Below are 16,419 nucleotides of genomic sequence, written 5' to 3' on the forward strand. Positions count from 1 at the left end.
TCCTGAGCGATGCCGCGGAATAGATCCCGGCGCCCCGCGTTGAAGTGGATGGGTCAGCGTTGCCCCTCCACTCTCCACCGAAAGACGGCTCCATGACCCTCATCACCGACACCATCAGCCGCGCCGCCGACACGGCGTCGCCCATCCTGCCCGTCCTCTCGGCCCGCTGGAGCCCGCGCGGCTTCGACCCGGCCGCCCTGGTCGACGAAGACACCCTGACCACCGTGTTCGAGGCCGCCCGGTGGGCTCCGTCGGCCAGCAACATCCAGCCGGCCCGCTTCATCGTCGCCCGGCGCGGGTCCGACAGCTTCGCCAGGATCCACGCCACCCTGATGGGATTCAACAAGGCCTGGGCGGATGCCGCATCCGTGCTGATCGTGAACGTCGCCACCCTGCCGGTCGGCGAGGAGCGCGCCAACCCGTGGGCCCGCTACGACCTCGGCCAGGCGGTCGCGCACCTGACGATCCAGGCGCAGCACGAGGGCTTGCACACCCACCAGCTCGGCGGATTCGACGGGCCGGCGCTGGCCCTCTCCTTCGGCCTGGCCGAGAACCAGGCCGTCGTGTCCGTGACCGCGCTGGGCATGCTCGGCGACGTCGGCCTGCTCTCCCCCGAGCTGCAGGAGCGCGAATCCGCCCCCCGCACCCGCAAACCCCTCGCCGAGCTGCTCCTCGTCAACGACTGACCCCTGCTGGCTGCACCAAAGTGCCCGTTCCGGTCGAGAGTGCCCGCTACGCCGGCAACTCTCGACCGGAACGGGCACTCTCGCCGCATCCGCTCGCGCGAAGGGCCCCCTCACGACTCGTGAGGGGGCCCTTCACCTGTGCCGAAGGCGCGCCGGCTACGGGCGCAGCAGCACCTTGATGGCGCGGCGCTCGTCCATGGCGGCGTAGGCCTCGGCCACCTCGGTCAGCGGCAGCTGCAGGTCGAACACGCGCCCCGGGTTGATGGCGCCCGAGAGCACCTCCGGCAGCAGTTCCTCAACGTATCCGCGCACGGATGCGACGCCGCCGTTCAGTCCCACATTGCGGCCGAACAGCGGCCGAACCTCGATCGGGCCGCCGGTGGGAACGCCCACGTAGCCGACCATTCCGCCGGGCCGAGCCGACGCGATGGCCTGCTCCATCGACTCCTTGGTGCCGACGCACTCGAGCACGCAATCCGCGCCGATGCCGTCGAAGAGCTCACGGATCCGGGCCACGCCGGCCTCGCCGCGCTCCTCGACCACGTCGGTCGCACCGAATTCGCGGGCCACGAGCCGCCGTTCGGGGTGGCGGGACATGGCGACGATCCGGGAGGCCCCGAGTCGCTTGGCCGCGATGATGGCGCAGAGGCCGACCGCACCGTCGCCGACGACAACAACGGTGCTGCCGGTCGTCACGCCGGCGGAGACCGCGGCGTGGTGCCCGGTGCCCATCACGTCGGCGAGGGTCAGCAGGCCGGGGACCTGGTCCTCGGTGGGCAGCGTCGGCGTCGCCACGAGGGAACCGTCGGCGTGCGGCACGCGCACCTTCTCGCCCTGGGCGCCGTCGGCGAAGCCGCCGAGCTGGTCGTCCGCGCCCCACCAGCCGCCGTGCAGGCAGGAGGTGCTGGTGCCGTTCTGGCAGTTGAGGCAGGTGTTGTCGCAGTCATAGAACGGCGCGATGACGAAGTCGCCGACCTTGATCTTCGTGACGTCGGCGCCGATTTCCTCGACGATGCCGACGAACTCGTGGCCGATTCGTTTCGGCTCGTCGGTGGGCTGGATGCCCCGGTAGGGCCACAGGTCTGAGCCGCAGACGCAGGCTGCGACGACACGCACGATGGCGTCACCGCCGGTGGAGAGAATCGGATCGGGTACTTCTTCGAGGCGGATGTCCCGTTCCCCGTAAATCACTGTTGCACGCATGGTTCGAGCCTAGGCCAGCCCCCTGAACCTCATCGGTTCCGGCCCCCCCTCCGCCCGTATTCCCGCCGAATTCCGCTGCTCGCGCAACCGGTGCGCACCACGCCGATCGGCGGCCACGCTCACCAATTCGACGGAGATTTTGCGTTAAAAGCCCGTTCGCGCCGGGTTCGGGGCCGTTTTCGGCAAAATCTCCGTCGAATTGGTTACAGCAGCGCGTCGTCGTCGAGGTCGGCCGGGTCCACCACTAGCAGGGGCACGGATGCGACGACCAGCGAGTCCCCGTCCGACGCCAGGTCCACGCGAACCGTGTCCCCGTCGCGCACGGTGCCGGACAGAATCGCGGTCGCCAGGCGGTCGTCGATCTCGGTCTGCATTAGGCGCCGCAACGGGCGGGCCCCGTAGATCGGGTCGTAGCCGCGCTCGGCCAGCCAGGTGCGGGCATCCGGGGTCACCCCCAACTCGAGCCGGCGCTCGACCAGTCGCTTCTCCAGCCGGTCCACGAGCAGCCCGACGATCTGGCCGAGGTCCTCCATCGACAGCGACTCGAACACGACGATGTCGTCGAGACGGTTGACGAACTCGGGCTTGAACGTCTGGCGCACGAGCGCCTGCACGGCCGCCTCCTTCTCGTCCCGGCTGAGCACCGGGTCGATCAGGAACGCCGACCCGAGGTTCGAGGTCAGCACGAGGATCGTGTTGCGGAAGTCCACGGTGCGGCCCTGGCCATCCGTCAACCGGCCGTCGTCGAGCACCTGCAGCAAGACGTCGAAGACCTCCGGATGCGCCTTCTCCACCTCGTCGAACAGGATCACCGAATACGGGCGGCGGCGAACGGCCTCCGTCAGTTGCCCGCCCTGCTCGTAGCCGACGTAGCCGGGGGGCGCCCCGACCAGTCGGGACACGGAGAACTTCTCCCCGTACTCGCTCATGTCGATGCGCACCATGGCCTTCTCGTCGTCGAAGAGGAATTCGGCGAGCGCCTTGGCGAGCTCCGTCTTGCCCACGCCGGTCGGTCCGAGGAACAGGAACGAGCCGGTGGGCCGGTCCGGGTCGGAGATTCCGGCCCGGCTGCGGCGCACCGCATCGGCGACGGCCCGCACGGCCTGCTTCTGCCCGATCAGGCGGTGCCCCAGCTCACCCTCGAGGTTGAGCAGCTTCTCCGTCTCGCCCTGCAGCAGACGGCCGACCGGGATGCCGGTCCACATGGCCACCACCGCGGCGATGTCCTCCGCGGTGACCTGCTCGTTGACCATCCGGGGGCCCTCAGACTCCGACTTCTCCGCTGCGGCCAGCTCCTTCTCCATCACCGGGATGTCCCCGTACAGCAGCCTCGACGCCTTCTCCAGGTTGCCCTCGCGCTGGGCGCGATCCGCCGCGATCCGCGCGGTGTCGAGCCGCTCTTTGAGCTCGCCGACCCGGTTCAGCGACGCGCGCTCCTTGTCCCAGCGCGCCTGCAGCTCTTTCAGGTTCACCTCTCGTTCCGCGAGGTCCGTCCGCAGCTTCTCGAGCCGCGCCTTCGAGGCGTCGTCCTTCTCCTTCTTGAGGGCGAGTTCCTCGAGTTTCAACCTGTCCACGCTGCGCCGCAGCTCGTCGATCTCGACCGGGGCGGAGTCGATCTCCATCCGCAGCCGGCTGGCGGCCTCGTCGATGAGGTCGATGGCCTTGTCCGGCAGCTGGCGTGCGGTGATGTACCGATTCGAGAGGGATGCCGCGGCCACCAGCGCCGCGTCCGCGATCGACACCTTGTGGTGGGCCTCGTAACGCTCCTTGAGCCCGCGCAGGATGGCAACGGTGTCCTCGACGCTGGGCTCGTCGACCAGCACCGGTTGGAAGCGGCGCTCGAGCGCCGCATCCTTCTCGATGAATTCGCGGTACTCGTTCAGCGTCGTGGCGCCGATCAGGCGCAGCTCGCCGCGGGCGAGCATGGGCTTGAGCATGTTGGAGGCGGCCACGGATCCCTCCCCGCCGCCGGCACCCATCAGGGTGTGCAGTTCGTCGACGAAGGTGATGATCTGGCCCTCGGCGTCGTTGATCTCCTTGAGCACCGCCTTGAGCCGTTCCTCGAACTCGCCGCGGTACTTCGCCCCTGCCACGAGGGCAGCCAGGTCGAGGGAGACCAGCTGCTTGCCCTTGAGCGAGTCGGCCACGTCGCCGGCGACGATGCGCTGGGCCAGCCCCTCCACCACCGCGGTCTTGCCGACACCGGGTTCCCCGATCAGCACCGGGTTGTTCTTGGTGCGACGGGTGAGCACCTGGCTGACCCGGCGAATCTCCGCGTCGCGCCCGATCACCGGGTCGAGCTTGCCGCTCTTGGCGATCTCGGTGAGATTGACGCCGTACTGCTCGAGCGCCGTCTTGGCTTCTTCCTGGGGCGGTTGCTGACCTGCTTGCATCAGAGGATCCTCTCTCGGGGCCGGCCGCTCACGCCGCCTCGCGGCGAAAGCTGAGCCTGTTGGACTCAAGATTAGGTGAGAATCCGACATCGCACTAGCGGCGCGAGGCCCGTCCTCCAGCTCATTCCGGCGGCACGTCCGTCGGCGTTCCGGCGGCACGCTCCAGGGCAGCAGGGCGGGCCTCGAAACGCCCCTGGTATCCGGTCTCGTCTGTCAACTGCCATACTTACCGAAGAAATGATCTGTTTCTTCACTCAGCGCAGAGGATGAGACCCGTGGCAACCCCCACCCTCAAAAACTTCATCAATGGCCGGTTCGTCGAACCGAACGGCACCGCACTGCTCGACATCGTCGATCCCACGACCGGCCGGCTCGTCGCCCGGGCCCCCGTTTCCACTCCCGGCGATGTCGACGACGCCATGACGGCCGCGCAGACCGCATTCCGCAGCTGGCGCCGCACGACCCCGTCCGAGCGGCAGCGGGCGCTGCTGCGCCTGGCCGACGCGATCGACGCGAACAGCTACGCCATCGTTGAAGCCCAGCACCGCAACACCGGCCAGCCGCGCGCCACGATCGCGAGCGACGAGGTCGCGGCCGGAGCCGACCAGCTGCGTTTCTTCGCCGGCGCGGCCCGGCTGCTGGAGGGCAAGTCGGCGGGCGAGTACCTGCCGGGCATGACCTCCTGGGTGCGGCGCGAGCCGATCGGGGTCGTCGGCCAGGTCACGCCCTGGAACTTCCCGTTCCTGATGGCCGTCTGGAAGATCGGCCCGGCACTGGCTGCCGGCAACACCCTCGTGCTCAAGCCCAGCGACACCACCCCCGAATCCACCCTCGAACTCGCTCGGATCAGCCAGGGCATCCTGCCCGACGGCGTGATGAACATCGTCCTCGGCGACGGGGGCACGGGTGCGGCCATCGTCGAGCACCCGGTGCCCGGCCTCGTCTCCATCACCGGCAGCGTGCGGGCCGGCATGGCGGTTGCCAGCGGCGCCGCAAAGACCCTCAAGCGGGCCCACCTCGAGTTGGGCGGCAAGGCCCCGGCCATCGTCTTCGCCGACGTGGATGTCGCGAAGACCGCTGCCGAGATCGCCGACTTCTCCTTCTACAACGCCGGCCAGGACTGCACGGCCATCACCCGCGTGCTCGTGCACGAGTCCATTCACGACGAATTCGTCGAGGCCTTCGTCGCCGAGGCCCGCACCCGCAGCACCGGCTCAGCCGACGACGCGGACAACTACTTCGGCCCGCTGAACAACGTCAACCACTTCGGGGACGTCGTACGAAAGGTCGCGGCCCTCCCCGACCACGCCGTCATCGCCACCGGCGGCCACCAGATCGGCACCGACGGTTTCTTCTTCGAGCCGACGGTCGTCACCCACGTGCGGCAGAGCGATGCCATCGTGCAGGAGGAGACGTTCGGTCCGGTGATCACCGTGCAGTCCTTCGGGTCCGAGGAAGACGCGGTCACGCTCGCCAACGACGTGAACTACGCCCTCGCGTCGAGCGTCTGGACCCTCGACCACGGCACCGCCATGCGGGTCTCCCGGGACCTGGATTTCGGGGCGGTGTGGATCAATACGCACATCCTGCTGACCGCGGAGATGCCCCACGGCGGGTTCAAGTACTCCGGCTATGGCAAGGACCTGTCGATGTACGGTGTGGAGGACTACACGCGCATCAAACACGTCATGAGCTCCCTCGAATAGCAGGCCGCACCAGAAGACACCGTCCCAATCACGATCCCGCTCCGACAAGAACAGAGGACTCCCGTTGACCTTTCATCCGTTAGACCCGCTGGCCGCAGCCGAGTTCACCGCCGCCGCCGGCATTCTCGCCCGTGAGCGGGGAGTGGCGGAGGGCTGGCGCTTCGCCTCGATCGAACTGGTCGAACCGGCCAAGAGCGTCATCGCCGAGTTCGCCTCCTCCGGCGTCGCGCCCGAGCGCCTGGCCCGCCTCGTCGTGCTCAACCGCGCCGAGAACACCACCTGGGTGGCCGTCGTGTCGCTCACCACCGACACCCTGCTCGAGTGGGGCAACGTGCCCGGCGTGCAGGCGAACTTCACCGTGGACGAGTGGGACGAAGCGGATGCCGCCCTGCGCGCGCACCCCGACGTGATCACCGCCCTCGCCAAGCGCGGCATCGTCGACCTGGACAATGTCTTCATCGACACCTGGACCTACGGTGACGCCGTCATCCCTGACCAGTACCGCGGGCGTCGGCTGGGCTGGGCTGACATCTGGGTCAGGGCCTCCACCACCGGCAACCCGTACGCCGGGCCGGTGAGCGGCCTGCACTTCGTGATCGATGTGAACACCATGGAGTTGCTCGAGATCGAGGACTCCTTCACGATCCCGCGTCCCGAGGTGATGGGCGAGTACGTGCCGCACCTGATTCCGGAGCGCATCCGGGAGAAGAGCAAGCGACCGCCGATCAAACCGCTCGACATCGTGCAGTCTGACGGACCGAGCTTCTCCCTCGACGGCAACCTCGTCGAGTGGCAGAACTGGTCGCTGCGGGTCGGCTTCAACTACCGCGAGGGCATGACCCTGCACAATGTGGGCTATCGGGACGGCGACCGGCTGCGCCCGATCGCCAACCGGCTGTCGTTCGCCGAGATGGTCGTGCCCTACCGCGACCCCAGCATCGACCACTTCCGCCGCACCGCCTTCGACATCGGCGAATGGGGCCTGGGCTTCATGACCACCTCGCTCGAGCTGGGCTGCGACTGCCTCGGCGAGATCCGCTATCTCGACGCCGTGCTGCACAACAGCAAGGGCGAGCCGTACACGATCCCGAACGCGTTCTGCATCCACGAGGAAGACAACGCGGTCCTCTGGAAGCACGTCGACCACAACGGCAGCGCCGAGGTGAGACGGATGCGCCGCCTCGTCGTGTCCTTCCACGTCACGGTCGCGAACTACGAGTACCTCGTCTACTGGCGCTTCTACCAGGACGGCAACATGGAGTGCGAGGTTCGCGCCACCGGCATCATGGTGGTCACGCACCTCGAGGAGGGGCAGGGCCACCCCAACGGCACCCTCGTCGACAAGCGCACCTACGCGCCGTTCCACCAGCACTTCATCGTGGCCCGGATGGATCTCGACATCGACGGCCCCGAGAACACGGTGTTCCGCACCGAAACCCGGATCGAGCCCATCAACGAGGCCAACCCGCTCGGCCTCGCCCTCACCCAGCAGAACACGCCGGTGGAGACCGAAGGGTTCGACGACTACAACTGGGACACCCAGCGCGCCTGGAAGGTCGTGAACGAGAACTCGATGAACGGCCTGGGCACGCCGGTGTCGTACAAACTCGTCCCCGGCGCGGCCATCCCGTCGTTCTTCGACCCGGCGGCGCCCGCGTTCCAGCGCGCCCAGGTGATCGGGCACACGGTCTGGGTCACCCCGAACGACGAGTCAGAACGCTGGCCGTGCGGCGAGTTCGTGAACCAGAGCGCCGTGGACCACGGGCTGCCCGAATGGATCCAGGCCGAACGCCCCGTGCGTAACACCGACCTCGTGCTCTGGTACGTCTTCGGCATCCACCACATCACCCGGCCCGAAGAGTGGCCGATCATGCCGGCCGACACCGTCTCCTTCTGGCTCAAGCCGGTCGGATTCTTCGACCGCAACCCGTCGCTCGACGTGGAACCGAGTCCCAGCGCGCACTGCGCTCCCGCGGCGGGCGACCACGCCGGGCACGCCGGGCACTCCGACCACGCCCATGAACACTGAGGAGACCAGCGTGACCCGAGTAGCCAACTACGTCGTCGCCTACGAAGCGACCGAACGGGGGAATGACACCGTCGAGCTGGGTGTCGCCCTCGCGCGCCTGACCAGGTCAGAGCTCCGCCTGTGCCTGGTGCTCCCGCACCACGCCTCCACCGTGCCGGCGCGGGTCGGCGCCGCCTCGTCGCCCGATTATCAGGCGCTCCTCGAGGAGCAGGCCCTCGAGTGGCTCGAGCAGGGTCGGGCCCGGGTCCCAGCGGACGTGGTCGCCACCACTCACCTGCTCTATGCCGACTCGACCACGGAAGGCCTGCTCCAGGCGGCCGCCACCTTCGACTCCGACCGCATCGTCGTCGGGGCTTCGCGCCGCGGCCTGATGAACCGGTTCACGATCGGAAGCGTGGCGAACGCGCTGCTGCACTCATCCTCGGTGCCCGTCGCCCTCGCGCCGCGCGGCTACACAGCCCCCGAGCAGCTCACCCGGATCACCTGCGCGATCGGCACCCGGCCGGGCTGGACCCCGCTGCTCGACTCCCTGCTGGCCTTCTCGGAAGGCCTCACGGTCGACCTGCGTTTCGTCACCCTCGTCGAGGTCGACGCCGGCCGCGGCCACCCCGTCGATCACGCCGGGAGCCAGGCCCACCTCGCCAGCGTGCTCGAGTACTTCTCGACCCGCTCGCGCGCCCATGGCGAGATCACCACCGAGGTCGCGTCCGGTCACAGCGTCGAAGCCGCGATCGAGGCCCTCGACTGGCAGAAGACCGAGATCGCCTTCGTCGGCTCCAGCCGGCTGGCTCAGCCCACCACGATCTTCCTCGGCATCACCGCACATCGGATGCTGCACGCACTCCCCGTTCCCCTCATCGTGGTTCCCACCGGCACTGACGCCCGTAAGCCGCACTGACCGAAAGGACAGTCACATGACTACCCACTCCCCCTCCTCCGGCCCAACGCCGGGGGCATCCGACTCCGGCACCGGCGGGATCTCCTCGAAGGGCCTCAGCGCCGGCTCGATCGGTCTGCTCGGGGCCACGGTCATCGGCATCTCGTGCATCGCGCCGGCCTACACCCTCACGGCCTCCCTCGGCCCGACCGTCGCGGCCGTCGGCACCCAGATGCCGGGCATCTTCCTGGTCGGCTTCATCCCGATGCTGCTCGTGGCGCTCGGCTACCGTGAACTCAACAACGCCATGCCGGATGCCGGCACCTCCTTCACCTGGGCCACCCGCGCCTTCGGGCCATGGCTGGGCTGGATGGGCGGCTGGGGACTCATCGTGGCGACCGTGGTCGTCCTATCGAACCTCGCCGGCGTCGCCGTCGACTTCTTCTATCTCATGCTGGCCCAGCTCTTCGGCAACCCCGACCTCGCCGACCTCACCGGCAACGTGCTGATCAACGTGCTCACCTGTCTGGTGTTCATGGTGGCGGCCTGTTACATCTCCTACCGCGGCATGGAGACCACCAAGGCGGTGCAGTACGTGCTCGTGGCCTTCCAGCTGATCGTGCTGGTCTGGTTCAGCGTCGCCGCCCTGGTGCAGGTCGCCGAAGGCAGCGCCTTCGATGCCCTCGCCTTCAGCGCGGACTGGTTCAACCCGTTCCTCGCCCCCTCGTTCACTGCGTTCGCCGCGGGCGTCTCGCTCTCGATCTTCATCTTCTGGGGCTGGGACGTCACCCTCACCATGAACGAGGAGACCAGGAACCCCAAGACCACCCCCGGGCGCGCGGCCACGCTCACCGTGGGCATCATCTTCGCGCTGTACATCCTGATCGCGGTCGCGACCCTGATGTTCTCCGGCGTCGGAACCGGCGCACTGGGTCTCGGCAACGAGGAGATCCAGGGCAATGTGTTCGCCGCCCTCGCCGGGCCGGTGATGGGCCCCTTCGCCATCCTGATGTCGCTGGCGGTGCTGTCGAGTTCAGCCGCGTCCCTGCAGTCCACCTTCGTCGGGCCGGCGCGCACAATGCTGTCGATGGGGCACTACCAGGCCTTCCCCAAGCGGTTCGCGTCGATCAGCCCCCGCTACAAGTCGCCGGGTTTCGCCACCCTGATGGCCGGCATCGTGGCCTGGGGTTTCTACGCCGTGATGCGGGTGCTCAGCACCGACGTGCTCACCGACACGATCCTCACCCTGGGCATGATGATCTGCTTCTACTACGGGGTCACCGCGTTTGCGTGTGTCTGGTACTTCCGTTCCGAGGCCCTCGGCACCATCCGCGCGTTCCTGCTCAAGTTCCTGGCGCCGCTGCTCGGCGGCGTCATCCTGCTCGTCATTTTCGCGACCACGCTGTACGACAGCATGAACCCTGAGTACGGCAGCGGCTCGAACATCGGTGGGGTCGGACTCGTGTTCATCCTCGCAATGGTGCTCTTCATCGGCGGGATCGTGCTCATGCTGATCCAGCGCAGCGTCAACCCGGCCTTCTTCCAGGGCAAGACGCTCACGCAGGGGTCCTCCAAGGAGCACCTGCACATGCAGTAACCGTGATCATGCGCATGGGAGAATGAGGACCGACCACCGGATGGAATCGTCTCCCCTATGCCTTACACCCTGACCTCTCACGAGATCGCACTGCTCGTGGGCAGCCAGGCCTTCTCGCGGGGCGAACGCTATGCCCGCACTGGACATGTCGCCTCCTCGGCCTGGTCCAGTACCGGCACGCAGCTCTTCGGAGAGGTCGAGGGCTCGAGCCCCAGTCCGTACAGCGTGAGCGTGTCGTTCACAGTGGGCGCCTCCGGGGCCGTGCTGAAGGCATCCGGGGTCTGCACCTGCCCGGTGACACGCAACTGCAAGCATGTCGCGGCCCTGCTCGTCGACAGCGGAATCGCCATCGCCGAAGCGGCCCGGGACCTGACCGGACCCGGGAGCCCCCGGTCCGAGCCGCCCACCGGGCCACCCACCGGCCCCGCCGTCCACTCGTCTCCGCCATTGTTTCCGTCGTCGTCCCGTTCGGCGCCCCGTTCGTCGACGCCGACGTGGCGGAGCGCCCTGGCGCCCCTGACCCGGCCGGATGTCCAGCCCGCCGGCACGAGTCTGGGCCTGGCCCTGCAGTTCCAGCTGCTCGCGCCGGAACGCACGTCATTCGCCGACTCGACCCCCGTTCGGCGCCTGGTCGCCCGCCCGATGATCATGGGCAAGAAGGGCAAGTGGATCCGCGGCAGCATCACCTGGGACAACATGACCTACGACCGCGGGGCACTCGATCAGGCGCAGTTGCGCGTGCTCTCGGCCCTGTACGCGCTGCATTCCGCGGGCCGCCCGTACTACGCGGCCGCCAGCCAGTGGATCCGGGTCGACGCCTTCCCCGACCGGTCGTTCTGGGACCTGCTCGAGGAGGCGCGCGCCGCCCGGCTGGCCCTGATCTCCGCCACGGCCGGTCAGGAGCCTGTGCTCGTGTCCGCCGAGGCGGCCGGCCTGCAACTGGACATCCGGCGGTCGCCGGCCGGGCTCACCCTGGCCCCGGCGGTGGTCCTCGGCGACCGCCCGCTGCCGCGCCGCGGGTTCGGCTTCATCGGCGAACCCGCCCACGGCGTCTACAGCTGGGAAGACGTGGCCGGCGTGGCCGAACCGCGGCTCACACTGGCGCCGCTGACCGGCCCGATCGACCGCGAACTCCGCGACCTCGCCATGGCCGACTCGATCGCCATCCCCCCGGCCGACGAGCCCGCCTTCCTGGCCGAGTTCTACCCGTTCCTCCGCAACCGGGTGTCCCTGACCAGCCGGGACGACTCCTTCCAGCCGCCGGAGTCCCCGCAGCCGGTCCTGGCCCTGACCCTCACCCACCAGCCGGATGCCCGGATCACCCTGCACTGGGACTGGCGCTATCCCGGCTACCGGCAGGCCCTTCGGCCCACGCCGAACGACACCCGCTACCGCGACACCGCCGGCGAGGAACGCATCCTTCGCGGCATCCGGGACCCCCTGGTCGAGTTCCCCGGCCTGGTCGGGGAACAGGCCGGCCGGCCCCTCCTGATCGAGCAGGCCACCCTCGCCGGACCTCCGATGATCGAGTTCCTCGACACCGTGATACCCGTCCTGGAGTCGTCGCCGGACGTGGAGGTGAGCGTCTCCGCGGATGCCCCACAGTACCGCCCGGCCGACGCTCCGCCGGTGATCAGCGTCGGCACCTCCGCCCGCGCCGACGACCGCGACTGGTTCGACCTGCAGGTGAGCGTCAGCATCGATGGCGAGGAAATCCCGTTCGACGGCCTGTTCCGGGCGCTGGCCACCGGGCAGCAGCTGATGATCCTCGAGAGCGGCACCTACTTCAGCCTCGACCGGCCCGAACTGCACGCGCTGCGCCGCCTGATCGAGGAGGCCCGAAGCCTGCAGGATGCCGGCGCCGGCGCCGGACCCCTGGGAATCAGCCCGTTCCAGGCCGACCTCTGGGAGGAACTACAGGCCCTAGGGATCGTGGCCGGACAGGCGGCGGCGTGGCGGGAGACGGTGTCCGGCCTGACCGATGTCGCCCGGATCCCGCCACTGGCCGTGCCGGAGCAGGTTCAGGCCACCCTCCGCGCCTACCAGCAGTCCGGGTTCGAGTGGCTGGGTTTCCTCTACGACCACCAGCTCGGCGGAATCCTGGCCGACGACATGGGGCTCGGCAAGACCCTGCAGACGATCGCCCTGATGGAACGGGTGCGGGAGCAGCCGGGGCCCTCGGCGCCGTTCCTGGTCGTGGCACCCACCAGCGTCGTCTCCAACTGGGCCGCCGAGTGCGCCCGGTTCGCGCCCGGCCTCCGCGTCGAGGCGATCACGGAGACCGCCGGGAAGCGCAGCCGCACCCTGGCCTCCCTGCACGCCGGCGCCGATGTCGTCGTCACCTCGTACACGCTGTTCCGCCTGGATTTCGGCGACTACGACGCCCTGGCCTGGTCGGGGCTCCTCCTCGACGAGGCCCAGTTCGTGAAGAACCACAAGTCCAGGGCCCACCAGTGCGCCCGCCGCCTGACGACCCCGTTCAAGCTCGCGATCACCGGCACCCCGCTGGAGAACAACCTGATGGAGTTCTGGTCGCTGCTCTCGATCACCGCGCCGGGGCTCTTCCCGAGCCCCGGGAGGTTCGTCGACTACTACCAGAAACCGATCGAGAAGGATGCCGACGGTGAGAAGCTCGACCAGCTGCGCCGCCGCATCCGCCCGTTCATGCTGCGCCGCACCAAGGAGCAGGTGGCCGGTGACCTGCCGGCCAAGCAGGAGCAGGTTTTGGAGGTGACCCTGCACCCGAAGCACCGGGTCGTGTACGACACCCACCTGCAGCGGGAACGGCAGAAGGTGCTCGGGCTGATCGACGACCTGAACTCGAACCGGTTCGAGATCTTCCGCTCGCTCACCATGCTGCGCCAGCTCAGCCTGGACGCGAGTCTCTACGACGAGAAGTATGCCGACACCCCGTCGACCAAGCTCGACGTGCTCCTCGAACTGCTGGGCGACATCGTGGCCGGCGGGCACCGCACCCTCATCTTCAGCCAGTTCACCCAGTACCTGGGCAAGGCGCGCACCCGACTGGATGCCGCCGGGATCAGCTACTCCTACCTGGACGGCAAGACCCGCAACCGGGCGAAGGTCATCAGCGACTTCAAGACCGGCGACGACTCGGTCTTCCTGATCAGCCTCAAGGCCGGCGGTTTCGGGCTGAACCTCACCGAGGCCGACTACGCCATCCTGCTCGACCCGTGGTGGAACCCGGCCACGGAGGCCCAGGCGGTCGACCGCATGCACCGCATCGGGCAGACGAAGAACGTCTTCGTCTACCGGCTGGTGTCCAGCGACACGATCGAGGAGAAGGTGATGGCCCTCAAGGCCACGAAGGCCCGCCTGTTCGAGAGCGTGATGACGGATGGGGCGGCCCGCGGCACGGCGCTCACCGCCGCCGACATCCGCGAGCTCCTCGCCTGATCCCCTCACGGCCCCGCGCCGGTAGGCTTTTGAGCAACAGTCACCTGGCTGCAGCCTGATCAACGAGGTGCCCCATTCCTCAGCACACCCCTTCCAGCCCCCGCACCGACCCCACCGTCATCGGCGCCGCCGGGTGGCCGTCCGAGCTGGTCGAGGCTGTGCGCGCCTCGGTCGAGGCGGCCGCGCACGCGGCCCGGCCGTGGGTGGGCCGCGGCGACAAGAACGCCGCGGACCAGGCCGCCGTTTCGGCCATGCGCGCCGTCCTGATGACCGCGCCGTTCACCGGAACCGTCGTCATCGGCGAGGGCGAGAAGGACCAGGCACCCATGCTCGCCAATGGGGAGCGCCTCGGCTCGGGCCTCGGACCGGAGTGCGACATCGCGGTCGACCCGCTCGACGGCACCACCCTCGCCGCCCTCGGATTGCCGGGAGCGGTCTGCGTGATCGCCCTCGCCCCGCGGGGAACGATGTTCGACCCGGCCGGGGTCTTCTACATGGACAAACTCATCTCCGCCGCCGTCGGGCGCGGCGTGCTCGACCTGAGTGCCCCCGCGACGCAGAACCTGCGTGCCCTGGCGGCCGCTCGCGGCGTACCGGAGTCCGCACTCACCGTCTCCGTGCTCGACAAGCCCCGCCACGTCGAACTCATCCGGGAGCTCGAGTTCGCCGGCGCCCGGGTGATCCGCGCCCGGGAAGGCGACGTCTCCCCGGCCATCGTCGCCGCCACCCCGGGCGGTGAGATCGACCTGGTCATGGGCATCGGCGGCACGCCGGAGGGCGTGATCGCGGCGTGCGCCGTGCGCGCCCTGGGAGGGGTCATGCTGGGACGGCTGGCCCCGCAGAGCGACGCCGAGGAACGCGGAGCACGCGCCACCGGCCTGGATCTCACCCGGATCTTCACCGCCACCGATCTCGTTTCCAGTGCGCGAGTGCTCTTCGCGTCGGCCCCGGTCACCTGAACGGCCTGCCGCCGAGGGACAATGGAGCGGTGAGTTCCACAACTACCTTCGCCCTTATCCGCCATGGCCAGACCGACTGGAATGCCGCGCTCCGCATCCAGGGTCTTTCGGACATCCCGCTCAACGACACCGGACGGGGCCAGGCAGCGGATGCCGTCGGCCACCTGGCCGACTACGAGTGGGACTTCGTCGTCTCCTCGCCCCTCAGCCGCGCGGCCGAGACGGCCGATCTGATCGCCGACGGTCTCGGCCTCACCGTCACCCGTCGCATCGGGCAGATCGTCGAGCGCGACTATGGCCCCGCGGAGGGCCTCGGCGCCGGCCCGGAGCTGGACGCGCTCCGTCTCCCGGGCGACCCCACCGGCATCGGCGGATTCCATGGCGCCGAGGCGGAAGCGACGGTCGCCGCGCGCGGCGCGGATGCCCTGCTAGCGCTGGCCGAGGAGCACCCCGGTGCCCGCATCATCGTCGTCAGCCACGGCACGCTGATCCGGCTGAGCCTCATGCGCATCCTCGACCGCCCGATCGGCACCATCTCCAACGCGGCCCTCACGGTCGTGGCCCACGACCAGGCCGGCTGGACTCTCGACGTGCTCAACGGCGCCCCCTCCTCCACCGCCCTGGCCCCGGCCCCGTAGCCGCCCGCCCGCCCGCCAGGGCACGGCACCGCCAGCCACCCGGATCCCCAGGCACCCAGCCCTCTAACTTCCCAGACCTCTGGGCCCCGCCTCGTGCCTCGTGCCTCGTGCCTCGTGCCTCGTGCCTCGTGCCTCGTGCCTCGTGCCTCGACTGTGCCTATTCCGGTCGAGAGTGGCCGGTGCCACGGGGTCAGTATTCACCAGTCGTTGACAACTCTCGACCGGAATGGGCACTCTCGCCCGATGGTTCGCATGCCAGTAGCCCTCTGCGTGCACCTGGCAGACGGTTGTGGAGGCGAAGGCGGAGGCGGAGGCGCGACTCACTATCAGGCTCCCCCACGAGGACATTCTGGTCCCGGTGGTCGTGGTCTTGCGCGCCGAGGCCGGCCGAGCACCGTCCCTCCCCCGTTGTCGTTGTCGTGGCGCAGGTTGTGCGCGCGGGCGCAGGTTCCACCGTGCGCCGGCGCACCGAACCTGCGCCGCGACGGCGCCCCCGCCCGGTGTCAATGGCCAATCCGAACTGCCCACTGGCGGCCAGTAGGAATGCCCGCTGGTGGCCATGAAAACTGCCCACTCATGGCCAACAGATCTGCCCACCTGGGGTTTGGTGGCGTTGGCCATGCGTGGTTGTGCTCGTTCTAACTCATCGCGGTGACGCCCTTCCCGGCGAGGGCCTGGGTGAGGCGGATCGAGTCGCCCGAGGTCTGGCAAACGTGCGCGTGGTGCAGTAGCCGGTCGACGGTCGCGGTCGCGAGGGTCTTGGGCATGAGGGCGTCGAAGCCGGCCGGGTGCAGGTTCGAGGAGACCGCGATGGAGCGTTTCTCGTAGGCGGCATCGACGAGCCGGTAAAGTCCTTCGGCCGCGTCGGCTCCGACTTCGAGCAGCCCGATATCGTCGACCACGATCAAATCGGC

Annotated in this window: 11 protein-coding genes; 8 read left to right on the plus strand and 3 right to left on the minus strand. The window is 68.9% G+C overall.

Annotated features, from left to right (window positions below):
• Window positions 1-92: 92 nt before the first annotated feature.
• A complete protein-coding gene (locus tag E3O49_RS04730; protein WP_134403252.1) occupies window positions 93-686 on the plus strand; it encodes a nitroreductase family protein in 594 nt (197 codons plus the stop codon).
• Between the two features lie 156 nt (window positions 687-842).
• Here E3O49_RS04730 and E3O49_RS04735 read toward each other — a convergent pair whose 3' ends face one another.
• Together E3O49_RS04735 and E3O49_RS04740 are read right to left on the minus strand one after the other, a co-directional pair.
• A complete protein-coding gene (locus E3O49_RS04735; RefSeq protein ID WP_134367809.1) occupies window positions 843-1,889 on the minus strand; it encodes a zinc-dependent alcohol dehydrogenase family protein in 1,047 nt (348 codons plus the stop codon).
• 203 nt (window positions 1,890-2,092) lie between these two features.
• Complete coding sequence (locus E3O49_RS04740) at window positions 2,093-4,282, minus strand: ATP-dependent Clp protease ATP-binding subunit (RefSeq protein ID WP_134367811.1); 2,190 nt, start codon at window positions 4,280-4,282, stop codon at window positions 2,093-2,095.
• Between the two features lie 266 nt (window positions 4,283-4,548).
• Between E3O49_RS04740 and E3O49_RS04745 the strand changes: the two genes are divergently transcribed.
• The 7 genes from E3O49_RS04745 to E3O49_RS04775 all read left to right on the plus strand — a co-directional run bounded on the left by E3O49_RS04745 (window position 4,549) and on the right by E3O49_RS04775 (window position 15,505).
• The gene (locus E3O49_RS04745; protein ID WP_134367813.1) at window positions 4,549-5,988 is read left to right on the plus strand and encodes a gamma-aminobutyraldehyde dehydrogenase; all 1,440 of its coding nucleotides are present in this window, start codon (window positions 4,549-4,551) and stop codon (window positions 5,986-5,988) included.
• A gap of 64 nt (window positions 5,989-6,052) precedes the next feature.
• The gene (locus E3O49_RS04750) at window positions 6,053-8,017 is read left to right on the plus strand and encodes a primary-amine oxidase (protein WP_134451068.1); all 1,965 of its coding nucleotides are present in this window, start codon (window positions 6,053-6,055) and stop codon (window positions 8,015-8,017) included.
• A 10-nt stretch (window positions 8,018-8,027) separates the two neighbouring features.
• Window positions 8,028-8,915: a universal stress protein gene (locus E3O49_RS04755; protein WP_160141019.1), complete on the plus strand. Its 888-nt coding sequence runs from the start codon at window positions 8,028-8,030 to the stop codon at window positions 8,913-8,915.
• A 16-nt stretch (window positions 8,916-8,931) separates the two neighbouring features.
• Complete coding sequence (locus E3O49_RS04760; protein WP_134367818.1) at window positions 8,932-10,491, plus strand: APC family permease; 1,560 nt, start codon at window positions 8,932-8,934, stop codon at window positions 10,489-10,491.
• 57 nt (window positions 10,492-10,548) lie between these two features.
• Window positions 10,549-13,908: a DEAD/DEAH box helicase gene (locus E3O49_RS04765; RefSeq protein WP_134403254.1), complete on the plus strand. Its 3,360-nt coding sequence runs from the start codon at window positions 10,549-10,551 to the stop codon at window positions 13,906-13,908.
• Between the two features lie 158 nt (window positions 13,909-14,066).
• Window positions 14,067-14,867 (plus strand): class II fructose-bisphosphatase, encoded by an 801-nt coding sequence (gene glpX / locus E3O49_RS04770; RefSeq protein ID WP_160141020.1) that lies wholly within the window; start codon window positions 14,067-14,069, stop codon window positions 14,865-14,867.
• A 29-nt stretch (window positions 14,868-14,896) separates the two neighbouring features.
• On the plus strand, window positions 14,897-15,505 hold the full coding sequence (locus E3O49_RS04775; RefSeq protein WP_134367824.1) for a histidine phosphatase family protein: 609 nt from the start codon (window positions 14,897-14,899) through the stop codon (window positions 15,503-15,505).
• A gap of 638 nt (window positions 15,506-16,143) precedes the next feature.
• On the opposite strand, the gene E3O49_RS04785 is transcribed toward E3O49_RS04775, so the two are convergent.
• Window positions 16,144-16,419 (minus strand): ATP-binding protein (locus E3O49_RS04785; protein WP_160141021.1); only part of this gene is annotated, 276 nt, incomplete at its 5' end.

Origin of the sequence: Cryobacterium shii (genome assembly GCF_004402595.1) — a bacterium.
In the GTDB taxonomy this organism is placed as follows: Bacteria; Actinomycetota; Actinomycetes; order Actinomycetales; family Microbacteriaceae; genus Cryobacterium; species Cryobacterium shii.

Excerpts from the sequence above, each read along its gene's own strand:
- E3O49_RS04745 (WP_134367813.1), top strand. The coding sequence starts at position 4,549 with ATGAGACCCGTGGCAACCCCCACCCTCAAAAACTTCATCAATGGCCGG.
- E3O49_RS04730 (WP_134403252.1), top strand. The coding sequence starts at position 93 with ATGACCCTCATCACCGACACCATCAGCCGCGCCGCCGACACGGCGTCG.
- E3O49_RS04765 (WP_134403254.1), top strand. The coding sequence starts at position 10,549 with ATGCCTTACACCCTGACCTCTCACGAGATCGCACTGCTCGTGGGCAGC.
- E3O49_RS04760 (WP_134367818.1), top strand. The coding sequence starts at position 8,932 with ATGACTACCCACTCCCCCTCCTCCGGCCCAACGCCGGGGGCATCCGAC.
- E3O49_RS04740 (WP_134367811.1), bottom strand. The coding sequence starts at position 4,282 with ATGCAAGCAGGTCAGCAACCGCCCCAGGAAGAAGCCAAGACGGCGCTC.
- E3O49_RS04735 (WP_134367809.1), bottom strand. The coding sequence starts at position 1,889 with ATGCGTGCAACAGTGATTTACGGGGAACGGGACATCCGCCTCGAAGAA.